The sequence below is a fragment of the Streptomyces sp. RB17 genome (genome assembly GCF_009604455.1).
Taxonomy (GTDB): domain Bacteria; phylum Actinomycetota; class Actinomycetes; order Streptomycetales; family Streptomycetaceae; genus Streptomyces.
Window position 1 is genome coordinate 75,628 of sequence record NZ_WEGL01000008.1, and the last position, 15,876, is coordinate 91,503.

A 15,876-nucleotide genomic window follows, 5' to 3' on the forward strand; every position below is an offset into this window, starting at 1 on the left:
ACCGCCGGCGCCGCCGAGGCAGCCATCGACCATCAGAGAACGGCGCCCGAGCGACGGCGCGAGCCCAGCACCACTCCAGCCAGCCACGAGGAGCCGTCATGAACGTCACTCCCAATCCCGACGGCAGCTCCGGCGCTCCCGACGAACAGGGAGACTCCGTCACCCCGGCCTCTCCCGTACCGATCGCCGAGTCGGTTCCCCAGCAGAAGAGGCGCACCGCCGATCTCACCCGAGTGACCGATCCCGGCGCCGACCTGCTGGAACATCCTGATCCGCACATCGCCGCCCAGGCCGCCGCCGTGGAGAACCTGCTGCGCTGCTGGGTACGCGAGACCAACCTCGCCGCCCCCACCGGCGGCATCCTCCACCTCCCGCTTCCGGCCAGCGGCACCTCCCTGCTCGCACCGGTCCGCTACTGGTCGCCGACCGGCTTGCATCGCTTCGGTCCACCACGCCTGACCAGCGCCCCGGACGCCGCCCCGGCTGTCGACGCCGTCACCCTGGCGGCGCTGCTCGCCCGGGAGACAGCCGGTGACACGGGCAGCACCTCCCGTGCCGAGGCCGCAGGTGCAGCCGGCCCCCACGACGACGGCGATCTCGTGGCCAGGGTGGCCGACTCCCTCCGCCGCACCGCGACCTTCATCCGCGACCGGCGTCAGCACCCCAGCGACGCCCCCGACCTCTTCCTCTCCGCCGAGCAGGCCCTCCTCCTCGGACATCCCCTGCACCCGACCCCCAAGAGCAGGGAAGGCCTGACCGAGGCAGAAGCCCGCCTCTACTCACCGGAACTGCGCGGCTCCTTTCCCCTGCACTGGATGGCGGTCGCCCCCTCTCTCCTCGCAACCGACACGGCCTGGACCGAGCGCGGTCGTCCCGTACCCGCCGACCACCTCACCCGGCGCCTCACCGAAACCGCCCTCCCTCTGCCCGACGGCCATGCCGCCCTTCCTCTGCACCCGTGGCAGGCCCGCGACCTGCGCCATCGCGAACCCGTCGCCGCCCTGCTCGACTCCGGTCTGCTGCGCGACCTCGGTCCCCTCGGTACCTGCTGGCATCCCACCTCCTCCGTGCGCACGGTGCACCGATCCGGTGCCCCGGCGATGCTCAAGCTGTCGCTCGGCCTGCGCATCACCAACTCCCGCCGGGAGAACCTGCGCAAGGAACTGCATCGGGGAGTCGAGGTGCACCGACTGCTGCGCACCGGCCTGCTCAAGCAATGGCAGGCCGTACACCCCGGCTTCGACATCGTCCGCGACCCGGCCTGGCTCGCCGTCGACGACCCGGACGGCCGGCCCGTGCCCGGACTCGACGTGGTGATCAGGCACAACCCTTTCGGCCCGACCGACGACGTCGGCTGTGTCGCCGGACTCGTCTCGCCCCGTCCCGTTCCCGAACCCGGAAGCAACTCCTCCGTCCAGCAGGCGGCTTGGCCCATGCGCTCCCGCCTGGCCCAGCTCGTGGCGAGGCTCGCCGCAGGCACCGGGCGGCCCGTCGGCGCCGTTGCCGCGGAGTGGTTCCTGCGCTACCTGGAGCAGGTCGTCCGTCCCGTGCTCTGGCTGGACAGCGAGGCCGGCATCGCCCTCGAAGCCCATCAGCAGAACACCCTGCTTCTGCTCGACGGCGACGGCTGGCCAGCCGGCGGCTACTACCGCGACAACCAGGGCTACTACTTCCGCGAGTCCCGGCGAGCCGAACTGGATGCCCGGCTGCCCGGCATCGGTGCGCGCACCGACACCTTCGTCTCCGACGACGTCACCGACGAACGCTTCGTCTATTACCTCGCCATCAACAACGTGCTGGGCCTGATCGGTGCGTTCGGCTCCCAACGCCTGGTCGACGAACGGCTCCTCCTCGCGGCCTTCCGCCGCTTCCTCACCGACGTCGCCGCAGGACCCGACGCCCTGCGCACCTCCCTGCCCCGCCGCCTGCTCGACTCACCCGTGCTGCGCTGCAAGGCCAATCTGCTGACCCGGCTGCACGGCCTCGATGAGCTCGTCGGCCCGGTCGACACCCAGTCCGTCTACGTCACCATCGCCAACCCCCTTCATTCCTGAGCGATTCGAACCGTCTCCCCGCACTTTCGAGGAGCATGACCCACCTCGTCTCCTGAGAGGAGCGCACCATGCCTCCCACCGACGCGAACGCCGGCCCCGGCTCCGGCCCCGACCGTCCGCGAGCCGGTGCCGAAGCGGCCGCCCCTGCCCACGTGCGGGTGCCCCCGCGCGAGCGAAGCCGAGAGTGGGGGAGCACCGCCGGCCCCCGGGCGGACAGCACGGGTGCCTGGAGCGGCCCGTTCACCGGGTTCGCCATCGAGGACGACGACGGGGACTGCGAGGACACGCTGGACCTGCATCTGCCCGCCGAGTTCCTCGCGCATTTCACCGGAGGCACGGCATACCTCCTGGATCAGCTCCACACTTGGGGCCCGGTGGTCACGCGCGTCGGCTCCTTCCAACTGGTTCCTGTCCGTATCGATGAAGACCTGCCTCTCATCCATGGCTGGATGAACGACCCCGCCGTCGCGGAATTCTGGGAGCTGGCCGGGCCCCGGAACCGCACGGAGGACCACCTGCGCGCTCAACTCGACGGCGATGGGCGCAGCATGCCGTGTCTCGGCGTGCTGGACGGCACACCGGTGAGCTACTGGGAGATCTACCGGGCAGACCTGGATCCCCTGGCCCGCCACTACCCCGCCCGTCCACATGACACCGGGATCCACCTCCTCGTCGGCGGAGCGGCGGATCGAGGGCGGGGGCTGGGATCCGCCCTGCTCCGAGCCGTAGCCGACCTGATCCTCGACCGGCGCCCCGCGTGCGCACGGGTCGTGGCGGAACCCGATCTTCGCAACACCCCCTCCGTCGCCGCGTTTCTGAGCGCCGGCTTCCGGTACGCGGACGAGGTCGACCTGCCCGGCAAGCGGGCCGCCCTCATGATCCGGGACCGGGTCCTGCGCGATGTGCTGTAGCGCTGTGTGACTGCGTGTTCACCCGTAGTACGAAGCGTGGGGCGCTGAAGTTCCCACGTTCCGAGAAATTTTCGAAGCCCGTATCCCCCAGGAGCCCGGCCGTGATCCCGCCCTCCCTACCCACCGTGACCGCCCGTGTGTCAGTGCCGGGCCGTAGGGTGGTCGGGCTATGACGAAGCCCTCACTCCCCGAACTCCTGCATGCCGCCGTCACAGCCGTCGGCGGTACGGAGCGCCCCGGCCAGGTGACCATGGCCGAAGCGGTCGCCGACGCGATCGACGACGGATCCCACCTGCTGGTCCAGGCCGGCACCGGCACCGGAAAGTCGCTCGGCTATCTCGTGCCCGCGCTCGCGCACGGAGAGAGAGTGGTCGTCGCGACGGCCACCCTCGCACTGCAGCGCCAGCTCGTGGAGCGCGACCTGCCGCGCACGGTCGAGGCCCTGCACCCCCTGCTGCGCCGCCGCCCGGAGTTCGCGATGCTCAAGGGCCGGTCGAACTATCTCTGCCTGCACCGCCTGCACGAGGGCATGCCGCAGGACGAGGAGGACGGCCTCTTCGACCAGTTCGAGGCCGCAGCGCCCACCAGTAAGCTGGGCCAGGACCTCCTGCGGCTGCGGGACTGGTCGGACGAGACGGAGACCGGCGACCGGGATGATCTCACGCCGGGCGTCTCGGACCGCGCCTGGGCGCAGATCTCGGTGTCGTCGCGGGAGTGCCTGGGCGCGTCGAAGTGCGCCTACGGCGCCGAGTGCTTCGCGGAGATGGCGCGCGAGCGTGCCAAGCTCGCCGAGATCGTGGTCACGAACCACGCGCTGCTCGCCATCGACGCCATCGAGGGCGCGCCGGTGCTGCCGCAGCACGAGGTGCTGATCGTGGACGAGGCCCATGAACTCGTCTCCCGGGTCACCGGTGTCGCGACCGGCGAACTCACGCCCGGTCAGGTCAACCGGGCGGTGCGCCGCGCCGCCAGGCTGGTGAACGAAAAGGCCGCCGATCAGCTCCAGACCGCCGCCGAGGGCTTCGAGCGGCTGATGGAGCTGGCCCTGCCGGGGCGCCTGGAGGAGATCCCGGAAGACCTCGGCTATGCCCTGATGGCGCTGCGGGACGCCGCGCGGACGGTCATCTCCGCGATGGGCGCGACGCGCGACAAGTCGGTGCAGGACGAGGACGCGGTCCGCAAGCAGGCGCTGGCCTCCGTGGAGACGGTGCACGATGTGGCGGAGCGGGTCGTGAACGGCTCGGAGTGGGACGTCGTCTGGTACGAGCGGCACGACCGCTTCGGTGCGTCCCTGCGGGTCGCTCCCATGTCGGTCTCGGGCCTGCTCCGGGAGAAACTCTTCGCCGACCGCGCCGTCGTCCTCACCTCCGCGACCCTCAAGCTGGGCGGCGACTTCAACGGCGTCGGTGCGTCCCTGGGCCTCGGCCCCGAGGGCGTGGAGGGCGAGGACCTGCCGCAGTGGAAGGGTGTCGACGTCGGCTCCCCCTTCGACTACCGCAGGCAGGGCATCCTCTATGTCGCCAAGCATCTGTCCCGCCCCGCGCGTGACGGAGAGCGTTCCGACATGCTCGACGAGCTGACCGAACTCATCCAGGCTGCCGGCGGCCGCACCCTCGGGTTGTTCTCGTCCATGCGGGCCGCGCAGCTCGCTGCTGAGGAACTGCGTTCCCGGATTCCCGAGTTCCCGATCCTGCTCCAGGGCGAGGAGACCCTCGGCGAACTGATCAAGAACTTCGCGGCCGACCCGAAGACCTGCCTGTTCGGCACCCTGTCCCTGTGGCAGGGAGTCGACGTCCCGGGCCCGAGCTGCCAGCTGGTCGTCATGGACAAGATCCCGTTCCCTCGCCCCGACGATCCGCTGATGAGCGCCCGGCAGAAGGCGGTGGAGGACGCGGGCGGCAACGGCTTCATGGCGGTGGCCGCCACCCACGCGGCCCTCCTCATGGCCCAGGGTGCCGGCCGGCTCGTCCGTGCGTCGGGGGACCGGGGCGTGGTGGCCGTACTGGACCAGCGGCTGGCCACGGCACGGTACGGCGGCTATCTCAAGGCATCACTGCCGGACTTCTGGTACACCACGGACCGTAACCAGGTCCGCAAGTCGCTCGCGGCGATCGACGCGGCGGCGAAGGCGGCGGAAGCAGAGCAGGCCGAGGTGAAGTGATCGCGGGGTAGCCTGACCGGCCGGCGGTCAGGCTACCCCGCGATGCGAAAAGCCTGGTGAGCGCCCCCCTGGACACAGCAGGACCCCGGAACCGGCGCAGAGGTTCCGGGGCCCGGTCAGGGAGCGAGCCGGCCGTAGCCCGCCCGCCGCAGGCGTCACACGCGCCGCAGCACCGCGACGACCTTGCCCAGAATGGTCGCGTCGTCGCCGGGGATCGGTTCGTAGGCCGCGTTGTGCGGGAGGAGCCAGACATGGCCGTCCTCGCGCTTGAAGCGCTTGACGGTGGCTTCGCCGTCGAGCATCGCCGCCACGATGTCGCCGTTCTCGGCGACCGGCTGACGACGGACGGTGACCCAGTCGCCGTCGCAGATCGCGGCCTCGATCATGGAGTCGCCGACGACCTTGAGGACGAACAGTTCACCGTCGCCGACGAGCTGGCGGGGGAGAGGGAACACGTCCTCGACGGATTCCTCCGCGAGGATCGGGCCGCCGGCGGCGATACGGCCGACCAGCGGGACGTACGACGCGGCGGGCTTGCCGGCGGTGTCCGTGGGCTGCACGCTCACGGCCTGGTCCGAGCCTCGTACCTCGTACGCGCGCGGGCGGTGTGGGTCGCGGCGCAGGAAGCCCTTGCGCTCCAGCGCCATCAGCTGGTGCGCGACCGAGGAGGTGCTCGAGAGGCCGACGGCCTGGCCGATCTCCCGCATCGACGGCGGGTAGCCGCGCCGCTGCACGGAGTCCCGGATGACTTCGATCACGCGGCGCTGCCGGTCGGTCAGTCCGGAGCTGTCCGCCCGGATACCTGGAGGTCGGCCCGGCAGGGAGCGCTTGTGTCCCTCGGGATTCGTGGCTTCGTTCATCACGTGTACCGGCTCGACTCGTCCCTGGGAGCGGTCCTGGGCGGTGATGGTGGCACTGTCTGCGGTGGTGGTCACGTCGGCCCCTCTCGATGGTCTCCCTGCTGGACAACGGTAGTTGCTTTCGAAAGGTTGCGCCAAACACACGTTCGAGTGAAAAAGTGCGGTTCACCTGACGCGATCATGTGTCTGGGTGTATTGCTGACGCGCCACCTGGTGGGCAAAAGCGCCCATTGTTGTACTGTTCACCGCCGGGATTGCCGACCTTGTGGGCCGCCGCCCCAGTCTGCCATCCGGAACCTGCTCGTCCGGGCTCCGGGTCCCTTCTGCGCCGGAGTCCCACGCGTCCTCCGTGCGGCGCCCACGGTATCTCCGTAAGCCCCACAGCGATACGGCTCTGCGTCCGCGTGTCTCTGCGGGTCGTCTGCAGGCCGGGCGTCTGCTTTCGTTCCTCGCGACACGCGAGTTGGCCTCGATGTATGAGCCAATCCCCACATCTAGTGGTTGGATGGCTACAGCGGCCCAGAAGTTGTGGTCCCCCGGGTCTGAGACGGCTCTGCGATCGCCTATGCTTAGGGCTGCTTCGCGGGGCCCGTGTGGCCCAGTGAGGTTTTTGAGTCTGCTGTGAGGAGGGTTGGAGATCATGCACTGCCCCTTCTGCAGGCACCCCGACAGCCGTGTGGTCGACAGTCGTACGACCGACGACGGCACGTCGATCCGCAGGCGCCGCCAGTGCCCCGACTGCTCCCGTCGTTTCACGACCGTGGAGACGTGCTCGCTCATGGTGATCAAGCGGTCCGGGGTCACCGAGCCTTTCAGCCGTACCAAGGTCATCAACGGCGTGCGCAAGGCGTGCCAGGGACGGCCTGTCACCGAGGACGCACTCGCCCAGCTCGGCCAGCGGGTCGAGGAGGCGGTGCGGGCCACCGGAAGCGCCGAGCTGACCACCCACGACGTGGGGCTGGCCATACTCGGCCCGTTGCAGGAGCTCGACCTCGTCGCCTATCTGCGATTCGCCTCCGTCTACCGGGCGTTCGACTCGCTCGAAGACTTCGAGGCCGCCATCGCGGAGCTGAGGGAGGCGCCGCGAGACCCCGCCGCGGACGAGGAAGACGCGGGAGCGGGGAGCCAGGAAGACGACCGCGGGCCCGGCGGGACCACTCAGGTCCCCGTACCCGCCCACGCCGCCGACTGACCGGCGGGCCGTGATCCGGAGGAGAGCCGGGTTCCGGCCGCCAGGCGGCGACCGAAGACCTGTTGCGGGTGGCAGCTGAGGATGCCCGCAACACAAGACAGAACACCGTGCCACGGGAACAAACGGGGCACTTCAGGGCGTTTTTGCCCGTACAGGGAGGCGGCATGACAGAGACGGCGAGTGGTCCGGCACGAGGTTCCCGAGCCAAGGGCGCCAAGGCCACCAAGGGGCTGCACATCGAGCGCATCCACACCACCCCCGGCGTACACCCGTACGACGAGGTGGAGTGGGTGAGCCGTGACGTCGTCATGACCAACTGGCGCGACGGCTCGGTCAATTTCGAGCAGCGTGGCGTCGAGTTCCCCGACTTCTGGTCGGTGAACGCGGTCAACATCGTCACCAGCAAGTACTTCCGCGGTGCCGTCGGCACCCCGCAGCGCGAGACCAGCCTCAAGCAGCTGATCGACCGCATCGTGAAGACGTACCGGAAGGCCGGCGAGGACCACAAGTACTTCGCCTCGCCCGCCGACGCCGAGATCTTCGAGCACGAGCTGGCCTACGCCCTCCTGCACCAGATCTTCAGCTTCAACAGCCCCGTCTGGTTCAACGTGGGCACCCCGCAGCCCCAGCAGGTGTCCGCCTGCTTCATCCTGTCCGTCGACGACTCCATGGAGTCGATCCTCGACTGGTACAAGGAAGAGGGCATGATCTTCAAGGGCGGCTCCGGTGCCGGCCTGAACCTCTCCCGCATCCGCTCCTCCAAGGAGCTGCTGTCCTCCGGCGGCAACGCCTCCGGTCCCGTCTCCTTCATGCGCGGCGCCGACGCCTCCGCCGGCACCATCAAGTCCGGTGGTGCCACCCGTCGCGCCGCCAAGATGGTCGTGCTCGACGTCGACCACCCCGACATCGAGGACTTCATCGAGACCAAGGTCAAGGAGGAGGAGAAGATCCGCGTCCTGCGCGACGCGGGCTTCGACATGGACCTGGGCGGCGACGACATCACCTCCGTCCAGTACCAGAACGCCAACAACTCGGTCCGTGTGAACGACGAGTTCATGACGGCGGTCGAGGACGGCGGCCGGTTCGGTCTGCGCGCCCGGATGACCGGTGAGGTCATCGAGGAGGTCGACGCCAAGGGGCTGTTCCGCAAGATCGCCGAGGCCGCCTGGGCCTGCGCCGACCCGGGCATCCAGTACGACGACACCATCAACAACTGGCACACCTGCCCCGAGTCCGGCCGGATCACCGCGTCGAACCCGTGCAGCGAGTACATGCACCTGGACAACACGTCCTGCAACCTGGCCTCGCTGAACCTGATGAAGTTCCTGAAGGACGACGGCAAGGGCAACCAGTCCTTCCAGACCGAGCGCTTCCAGAAGGTCGTCGAGCTGGTCATCACCGCGATGGACATCTCGATCTGCTTCGCGGACTTCCCGACCCAGAAGATCGGTGAGAACACGCGCGCGTTCCGCCAGCTCGGCATCGGCTACGCCAACCTCGGCGCCCTGCTGATGGCCACCGGCCACGCCTACGACTCCGACGGCGGCCGCGCCCTCGCCGGCGCCATCACCTCCCTGATGACGGGTACGGCCTACCGCCGCTCCGCCGAGCTGGCCGCGGTCGTCGGCACCTACGACGGCTACGCCCGCAACGCCGACGCCCACAAGCGCGTCATGAAGCAGCACGCCGACGCCAACGGCAAGGCCGTCCGCATGGACGACCTGGACACCCCGGTGTGGGCCGCTGCCACGGAGGCCTGGCAGGACGTCGTCCGTCTCGGCGAGAAGAACGGTTTCCGTAACTCCCAGGCGTCCGTCCTCGCCCCGACCGGCACCATCGGCCTCGCGATGTCCTGCGACACCACCGGTGTCGAGCCCGACCTGGCGCTCGTGAAGTTCAAGAAGCTGGTCGGCGGCGGCTCGATGCAGATCGTCAACGGCACCGTCCCGCAGGCCCTGCGCCGCCTGGGCTACCAGGAGGAGCAGATCGAGGCGGTCGTCGCCCACATCGCCGAGCACGGCAACGTGATCGACGCCCCCAGCCTCAAGCACGAGCACTACGAGGTGTTCGACTGCGCCATGGGCGAGCGCGCCATCTCCCCGATGGGCCACGTCCGCATGATGGCCGCGATCCAGCCGTGGATCTCCGGCGCCATCTCCAAGACGGTCAACATGCCGGAGACGGCGACCGTCGAGGAGGTCGAGGAGATCTACTTCGAGGCCTGGAAGCTGGGCGTCAAGGCGCTCGCGATCTACCGCGACAACTGCAAGGTGGGCCAGCCCCTCTCCGCCAAGACCAAGGAGAAGGAGAAGGCCGAGGTCACGGAGAAGGCCGAGGCGACCATCCGCGAGACGGTCGAGAAGGTCGTCGAGTACCGCCCGGTCCGCAAGCGCCTCCCCAAGGGCCGCCCGGGGATCACCACGTCCTTCACGGTCGGTGGCGCCGAGGGCTACATGACCGCCAACTCCTACCCCGACGACGGTCTCGGTGAGGTCTTCCTGAAGATGTCCAAGCAGGGCTCGACCCTCGCGGGCATGATGGACGCCTTCTCCATCGCGGTTTCCGTCGGCCTCCAGTACGGCGTGCCGCTGGAGACGTACGTCTCGAAGTTCACCAACATGCGCTTCGAGCCGGCCGGCATGACGGACGATCCGGACGTGCGGATGGCGCAGTCGATCGTCGACTACATCTTCCGCCGCCTGGCGCTGGACTTCCTGCCCTTCGAGACCCGCTCGGCGCTCGGCATCCACTCCGCAGAGGAGCGTCAGCGGCACCTGGAGACCGGTTCCTACGAGCCGTCGGAGGACGAGGTCGACGTCGAGGGCCTGGCCCAGTCGGCGCCGCGCGCCCAGGAGCTGAAGGCCGTCGCCGCGCCGAAGTCCGAGTCCGAGGCGGCCAAGCCCGCCCCGAAGCAGGCCCACACCAGCGCCGAGCTGGTGGAGATGCAGCTGGGCATCCAGGCCGACGCCCCGCTGTGCTTCTCCTGCGGCACGAAGATGCAGCGGGCCGGTTCCTGCTACATCTGCGAGGGCTGCGGCTCGACCAGCGGCTGCAGCTGATGGTGCGTGCCGGTCAGGTGTGATGCACCTGGTCAGGGCGGGGGCCCGGGCACCCGGGCTCCCGCCTTCGGCGTTCGGAGCGTCGGCCTGATGGGTCCGACGCAACCGCGGTCGGCGGAACGTCCGGGTCCCGAGGCATGGCGCACGCCCGCGAACACGTGCCCTCCGCCGGTGGGACGCGGCGTTTCTGACGTGAAGTAAGGGGTGTCGGCTATGGCCGGCGCCCCTTACCGCTATTGCTGGGCCCTGCCCATGACCCGGGTGAAGGTCGCCGGGTCCTCCTCGAAGCCGTGCACGCCGGGGCGGAAGACCCACTCGCCGGAGTCGTCACGGACGAATTCCGCGATCGTGGCCGCCGTCGCCCCGAGGACCGAGCCGAAGTCGTCCTGGGCGAGCACGGTGTAGCGGTCCACCCGGATGCGCATGGCCGGATTCAGCACATTGACGAACGTCTTGTGCCCGTACCGCTGTTGGATGACGGCACCGACCACCACGCGCGCGTACCGGTCGTCGAGCCGGTCCAGTTCCAGCGTCATGACCTCGTCCCAGCCGAAGCCCCTGCCGTCCGTGCTGTCCCGGTTGAGGAAGATCGTTCCGTCCGGTGAGCGGCTGTCGAAGTGCACCAGATAGGCCGGGGTCCCGTACGGGTCGTCCGACACGAACGTGGCCGCGACGATGTCGAGGTCGGTGGGCGGTTGGCCCGCAGGACTGGGGTCCCACTTGAGCCCGACCTCGACCTTGCGGATTCCCTTGCTGAAGCCGGTCACCAGGCTTCCCCTTCCCCCGATCGGTTGCTTCACACCCCAACTCGCCTGAAGGCAGAGCTCCTTGTCCATCGTGCCACGCGCGCGGGTGCGCACGCGCGGGCGATCTCGGCCCGAGCGTGACCGACGCCACGCCAGGTGGCCTTACGATGGCGCGGTGCTGGTCAAGTGGATTCGCTGCACCGTGGTGGACCGCCGCGGCTTCGAGCGGGGGCAGCGGAAATGGGCGGGGCTTCTGGGGGAGCCGGGTTTCCGGGGGCAGGGTGGGGGCTGGAGCCGGCGGCGGCCGGGGGTGGCGCACATCTTCGCCTTCTGGGAGAGCCGTGCCTTCTACGACTCCTTCATGGCCCGCTCGCACGACCGCCTGGCGTCCGCCCAGGCGGGCACGTTCAAGGATGCGCAGGTCAAGCTGTTCGAGTACCGCTTCGATGTGAAGACGGGCTTCGAGCCGCGGTTCACCGACGCCGATCTGATCCGTGTGGCCCTGTGCCAGATCCACGAGGAGCGCGTCGAGCACTTCACGCTCATGCAGGAGAAGGTCTGGAACCCGGCGATGGCCGGTTCGCCCGGCATGATCCGCGGCATGTTCGCCGAGGCGCCAGAGCAGGAGTTCTTGGTCCTGTCGATGTGGCGGTCGGCGGCCGAGCACGGCAAGTACCGCACCGAGCGCGTGGAACGTCTCGCGCTGCGTGCTCAGACCGAGGCCGACGTCGCGGCCCTCTCCGGTGACATCGTGGAGCTGGAGCCGTCCTGGACGGTCTGACATCACCGTCGTGCGTTTCGACATATGTTTGAATAACAGACTCACTGCCTGAGAGTGCGGCTCAGCGTGTCCGGGAACGGCCCCAGAGACGGGATTCGTGTGACCTACGCCGTATGGAGCCCGTACGGGTGCTCGACTCTCCCTCGCTCGATCTAGGGTTCTGGCATGGCACGACCACGGCGCATCGTCCTTGTCCGGCACGGCGAGTCAACGGGCAACGTCGACGACTCCGTGTACGAACGCGAGCCCGACCACGCGCTTGCGCTGACCGAACGCGGCCGACGGCAGGCGGAGGAGACCGGCAAGGAGCTCCGGGAGCTCTTCGGCCGGGAACGCGTGAGCGTGTACGTCTCCCCCTACCGCCGGACGCACGAGACACTCCGCGCCTTCCACCTCGACCCCGACCTCATACGGATCCGCGAGGAGCCGAGGCTGCGCGAACAGGACTGGGGCAACTGGCAGGACTGCGACGACGTGCGCCTGCAGAAGGCCTACCGCGACGCGTACGGCCACTTCTTCTTCCGGTTCCCGCAGGGCGAGTCCGGCGCCGACGTGTACGACCGGGTCGGCGGCTTCCTGGAGAGCCTCTTCCGCAGCTTCGAGGCCCCTGACCACCCGCCGAACGTCCTCCTGGTGACACACGGTCTCGCGATGCGACTGTTCTGCATGCGCTGGTTCCACTGGACGGTCGCGGAATTCGAGTCACTGTCGAACCCCGGGAACGCCGAGATGCGGATGCTCGTTCTGGGGGAGGACGGCAAGTACACGCTCGACCGGCCCTTCGAGCGCTGGCGGGAACCGGTGCCGTACTGGGGTGAACGGATAGAGTGGCAGAGCGATGACCGCTGACTCCTCTTCCTCCGGGCGCCTGGAGCGCGCCCTGGCGAGCCTGCGCGGGCTGGCCGTGGGGGACGCCTTGGGCTCCCAGTACTTCGTTCCCGCGAACTACCCCCTCCTGAAGCGACGCGAGCTGCCCGCGGGGCCCTGGCAGTGGACGGACGACACCGAGATGGCCTGCTCCGTGGTCGCCGTCCTCGCCGCCCACCGGCGCATCGACCAGGACGCGCTGGCCCGCTCCTTCGCCGAGCACCACGACTTCGACCGGGGCTACGGCCCCGCGGTCAACCGGCTGCTCAGACTCGTCCGGGAGGGCCAGGACTGGCGTGAGCTGGCCGCCGCACTGTTCAACGGACGGGGGTCGTGGGGCAACGGAGCGGCGATGCGGATCGCACCCCTCGGCGCCTGGTACGCGGACGATCCGGAGCAGGCCACCCACCAGGCGGAGATCTCGGCCTACCCCACCCATCAGCACCGTGAGGCCGTCGTCGGCGCCATGGCCGTGGCCGCCGCCGCGGCGCTGGCCGGCTCGCCGGACGGCCCGCCCAGCCCCGAGGCGCTCCTCGACGGCGTGGTCGCCCTGGTGCCGAAGAGCGCCGTCGGCCAGGGACTCCGGCGCGCCCGGGACATGCTCGACTACGGCGACGCGGGCACCGTCGCGGCGGTACTGGGCTGCGGACGCCGTACGACCGCCCACGACACCGTTCCCTTCGCCCTCTGGTCGGCCGCGCGCAGCCTGGGTGACTTCGAGGCGGCCTTCTGGACGACGGCCGGGGTCGGCGGAGATGTGGACACGACCTGCGCGATCGTGGGCGGCGTGCTCGCCTCCGGCAAGGCGGGGACACCGCCCGCCGCGTGGGTGGAACGCTCCGAAGCGCTGCCGGGCTGGGTGCCGACCGGGCTCTGACCGGTCCGACGGCCGTGGCCGCGGCGGTCATCGGTCGTGATCTCACGGCCCTCGCCGAAGCCTTTCACTCCCGGACCAGTGTTCTCGGAACTCTCCGTGCGCGCTGGGAACTCTCCGTGCGCGCTGGGAACTCTCCGTGACCACCGCCCGTTCCTCTTGTGTCGCTCGTATGCCGTGGCGTGCGGCGGCAGGTCGACGGACAGGCGGAGAGGGACGGTCGGAGGGGGCGTGGAGATGGCGGCCTGCATGATGTTGGTGGTGGTTCCCGTCCTGGTTCTCATGCGGGCGCTGATGACCGGCGTGCGGCCGGCCGGACCGTCGTGTGCGCCGTCCGTTCCCGGGCGGCGGTCCGGCCGGCCACGGCTTCGCGTGGCTCGGCCCGGGTCAGCCGATGCCCGGGCCCGACACGCCGGCGAGGGAGTCGAGATCGCTCTTGAAGGTGAGCGTGTAGGCGCTGACCACCCACGTCAGATCGGTGGTGCTGAACTTGAGTGCGTCTTGAATGTGCGGGAGCGCGATGTTCACAATCGTCGCGTCGAGTGGCGTTCCAACGCGCGTTATCAAGTTTCGGCTGGGGGCGATGGTGTGACCCCGGGAACGGCCGGGACAGCGGCGTCGCGGGGCGCCCGTGGGCCGACGAACCCGCGTAGGCAGGACGATCGGTCACGGGCGCCGTGATCGGGGGACGCACGAGGGTTACGCGGCCTGGGGGCTGCCCGTGCCGCTGAGGGCTTCCAGGTCGCTCTTGCGGACACGTATGACGACCGTGGCGACGGCGAACGCGAGGACGGCCATGGCGGCGGCCGGTATGAACGCGGTCGAGATGCCGTGGGCGAGTACCTCGTGGCTCCATGGGGCGGGCAGTTGATGAGACTTGGCGAACGCGGCTTTCTGCTCGGGTGTGGCCTGGGCCATGAACGAAGCGACCTGCTTGGTTGCTTCGTCGCGGTTGGCCGAGCCGAAGACAGTGGTCAGGATGGACAGGCCGAGTGAACCGCCCACCTGCTGCGTTGTGTTGAGCAGTGCGGAGGCGGCGCCCGCTTCGTGAGGGGCGACGCCGGAGACGGCGGTCACGGTGACCGTGACGAAGTTGAGTCCCATGCCGAAGCCGAAGACCAGCATCGGGCCGAGTACTCCGCTGACGTAGGAGCTGCCCGAGTCGATCAGGGACTGCCAGGCCAGGCCGATGGCGACGAGGGTGGTGCCGGTCATCAGGAACGGCTTGGGGCCGAGCACCGGCAGCAGCCGCTGCGATATCCCAGCGCCCACCGCGATGACCACGGTGACGGGCAGGAAGGCGAGACCGGCGCGGATCGGGGAGTAGCCCAGCACGTTCTGCACGAAGAGCACGATGTAGAAGAACATGCCGAACATCGCCGCGGCGAGGCTGATCATGATCACGTAGGTGCCGGAGCGGTTGCGGTTGGCGAACATCCGCAGGGGAGTGATCGGTTCCTTGGCGCGAGACTCGACGAGCATGAAGGCGGCCAGCAGCACCACGGCCGCGCCGAAGGCACCGAGCGTGAGCGAGTCACGCCAGCCGTCGGACGCCGCCCTGATGAACCCGTAGACCAGCGCGACCATGCCGAGCGTCGAGGTGAGCGCGCCGGTGAGGTCGAAGCGGCCAGGGTGGCGTTCGGACTCGTTGATGTAACGCGGCGCGAGCGCGGCGATGAGGATGCCGATGGGGACGTTGACGAAGAGTACCCAGCGCCAGTCGAGCCAGTCGGTGAGCAGCCCGCCGGCCAGGAGTCCGATGGCGCCGCCGCCCGCGGAGACGGCCGCGAAGATGCCGAACGCCCGGTTGCGCTCCGGGCCTTCGGGAAACGTGGTGGTGATGAGCGCGAGCGAGGTCGGCGACGCGATTGCGCCACCCATGCCCTGCAGTACCCGTGCGGCCAGCAGCTGCCAGGGTTCCTGGGCGAGTCCGCCGAGCAGCGAGGCGAAGGTGAACAGCAGGATGCCGGTGATGAAGACCCTGCGGCGCCCCAGGATGTCACCGGCCCGCCCGCCGAGCAGCAGCAGACCGCCGAAGGTGAGGGTGTAGGCGCTGACCACCCACGTCAGGTTGGTCGTGGAGAAGTTCAGCGCGGTCTGGATGTGGGGCAGGGCGATGTTGACGATGGTGGCATCGAGTACCACCATCAGCTGGCATGCGGCGATGACCGCGAGCGCGATGCCCGGGTGTGGCGAGCGCTTGGCCGGACCCGGCGGGGTGGGCACGGGTGACTGGGTCTGGATCTGATCGTGCGTCACAGGATATGTCCCCCAGAGGCGAAGTAGTGAACGTATCCGTTCACTAATCGGGACCATAGCCAGTCGGCCCGTGTGAACACAAGTGGCCTGTACGGGAGTTGATCCAGAACAA

The 15,876-nt window shown here is 69.3% G+C and carries 12 protein-coding genes; 8 read left to right on the forward strand and 4 right to left on the reverse strand.

All coding sequences use genetic code 11. From position 1 onward, the window contains the following. Positions 1–98 precede the first annotated feature (98 nt). From SRB17_RS31765 to SRB17_RS31775, 3 genes are all read left to right on the forward strand, one after another. Positions 99–2,054, forward strand: coding sequence for an IucA/IucC family protein (locus tag SRB17_RS31765; protein WP_153543637.1), 1,956 nt, complete (start codon positions 99–101; stop codon positions 2,052–2,054). Positions 2,055–2,122: 68 nt separating this feature from the next. Beyond that, positions 2,123–2,965 carry a GNAT family N-acetyltransferase gene (locus SRB17_RS31770; protein WP_153543638.1) on the forward strand — a complete coding sequence of 281 codons (843 nt, stop codon included), beginning with the start codon at positions 2,123–2,125 and terminating at the stop codon, positions 2,963–2,965. A gap of 169 nt (positions 2,966–3,134) precedes the next feature. Further along, a complete protein-coding gene (locus SRB17_RS31775) occupies positions 3,135–5,126 on the forward strand; it encodes an ATP-dependent DNA helicase (protein WP_153543639.1) in 1,992 nt (663 codons plus the stop codon). A gap of 155 nt (positions 5,127–5,281) precedes the next feature. On the opposite strand, the gene lexA is transcribed toward SRB17_RS31775, so the two are convergent. Continuing rightward, positions 5,282–6,061 (reverse strand): transcriptional repressor LexA, encoded by a 780-nt coding sequence (gene lexA / locus SRB17_RS31780; RefSeq protein WP_023546157.1) that lies wholly within the window; start codon positions 6,059–6,061, stop codon positions 5,282–5,284. Positions 6,062–6,626: 565 nt separating this feature from the next. Between lexA and nrdR the strand changes: the two genes are divergently transcribed. Together nrdR and SRB17_RS31790 are read left to right on the forward strand one after the other, a co-directional pair. Beyond that, positions 6,627–7,178 (forward strand): transcriptional regulator NrdR, encoded by a 552-nt coding sequence (nrdR, locus tag SRB17_RS31785; protein ID WP_153543640.1) that lies wholly within the window; start codon positions 6,627–6,629, stop codon positions 7,176–7,178. A 164-nt stretch (positions 7,179–7,342) separates the two neighbouring features. Beyond that, positions 7,343–10,237 (forward strand): vitamin B12-dependent ribonucleotide reductase, encoded by a 2,895-nt coding sequence (locus tag SRB17_RS31790; RefSeq protein WP_153543641.1) that lies wholly within the window; start codon positions 7,343–7,345, stop codon positions 10,235–10,237. 233 nt (positions 10,238–10,470) lie between these two features. Here the strand turns inward: SRB17_RS31790 and SRB17_RS31795 are convergent, their stop codons facing one another. Beyond that, positions 10,471–11,004 (reverse strand): TerD family protein, encoded by a 534-nt coding sequence (locus SRB17_RS31795; protein WP_323376529.1) that lies wholly within the window; start codon positions 11,002–11,004, stop codon positions 10,471–10,473. A 154-nt stretch (positions 11,005–11,158) separates the two neighbouring features. On the opposite strand from SRB17_RS31795, the gene SRB17_RS31800 reads away from it, so the two are divergent. The 3 genes from SRB17_RS31800 (at position 11,159) to SRB17_RS31810 (ending at position 13,508) form a co-directional block, all read left to right on the forward strand. Beyond that, positions 11,159–11,764, forward strand: a complete 606-nt coding sequence (locus SRB17_RS31800; RefSeq protein WP_323376530.1) for a YdbC family protein — start codon at positions 11,159–11,161, stop codon at positions 11,762–11,764. A 165-nt stretch (positions 11,765–11,929) separates the two neighbouring features. Next, on the forward strand, positions 11,930–12,613 hold the full coding sequence (locus SRB17_RS31805; protein ID WP_153543643.1) for a histidine phosphatase family protein: 684 nt from the start codon (positions 11,930–11,932) through the stop codon (positions 12,611–12,613). Further along, on the forward strand, positions 12,603–13,508 hold the full coding sequence (locus SRB17_RS31810; RefSeq protein WP_153543644.1) for an ADP-ribosylglycohydrolase family protein: 906 nt from the start codon (positions 12,603–12,605) through the stop codon (positions 13,506–13,508). The genes SRB17_RS31805 and SRB17_RS31810 overlap by 11 nt, the downstream gene beginning before the upstream one ends. Positions 13,509–13,892: 384 nt before the next feature. Here SRB17_RS31810 and SRB17_RS48215 read toward each other — a convergent pair whose 3' ends face one another. Then, a complete protein-coding gene (locus tag SRB17_RS48215; RefSeq protein ID WP_194294228.1) occupies positions 13,893–14,033 on the reverse strand; it encodes a hypothetical protein in 141 nt (46 codons plus the stop codon). 171 nt (positions 14,034–14,204) lie between these two features. Further along, entirely contained in the window at positions 14,205–15,821 is a 1,617-nt protein-coding gene (locus SRB17_RS31820) for an MFS transporter (RefSeq protein WP_194294207.1), read from the reverse strand. Positions 15,822–15,876: the final 55 nt, after the last annotated feature.

Bases quoted from the DNA above. Each gene is read 5' to 3' on its own strand.
- SRB17_RS31790 (WP_153543641.1), top strand. From the start codon at position 7,343: ATGACAGAGACGGCGAGTGGTCCGGCACGAGGTTCCCGAGCCAAGGGC.
- SRB17_RS31765 (WP_153543637.1), top strand. From the start codon at position 99: ATGAACGTCACTCCCAATCCCGACGGCAGCTCCGGCGCTCCCGACGAA.
- SRB17_RS31770 (WP_153543638.1), top strand. From the start codon at position 2,123: ATGCCTCCCACCGACGCGAACGCCGGCCCCGGCTCCGGCCCCGACCGT.
- SRB17_RS31775 (WP_153543639.1), top strand. From the start codon at position 3,135: ATGACGAAGCCCTCACTCCCCGAACTCCTGCATGCCGCCGTCACAGCC.
- nrdR (WP_153543640.1), top strand. From the start codon at position 6,627: ATGCACTGCCCCTTCTGCAGGCACCCCGACAGCCGTGTGGTCGACAGT.
- SRB17_RS31820 (WP_194294207.1), bottom strand. From the start codon at position 15,821: ATGGTCCCGATTAGTGAACGGATACGTTCACTACTTCGCCTCTGGGGG.
- SRB17_RS31805 (WP_153543643.1), top strand. From the start codon at position 11,930: ATGGCACGACCACGGCGCATCGTCCTTGTCCGGCACGGCGAGTCAACG.
- SRB17_RS31810 (WP_153543644.1), top strand. From the start codon at position 12,603: ATGACCGCTGACTCCTCTTCCTCCGGGCGCCTGGAGCGCGCCCTGGCG.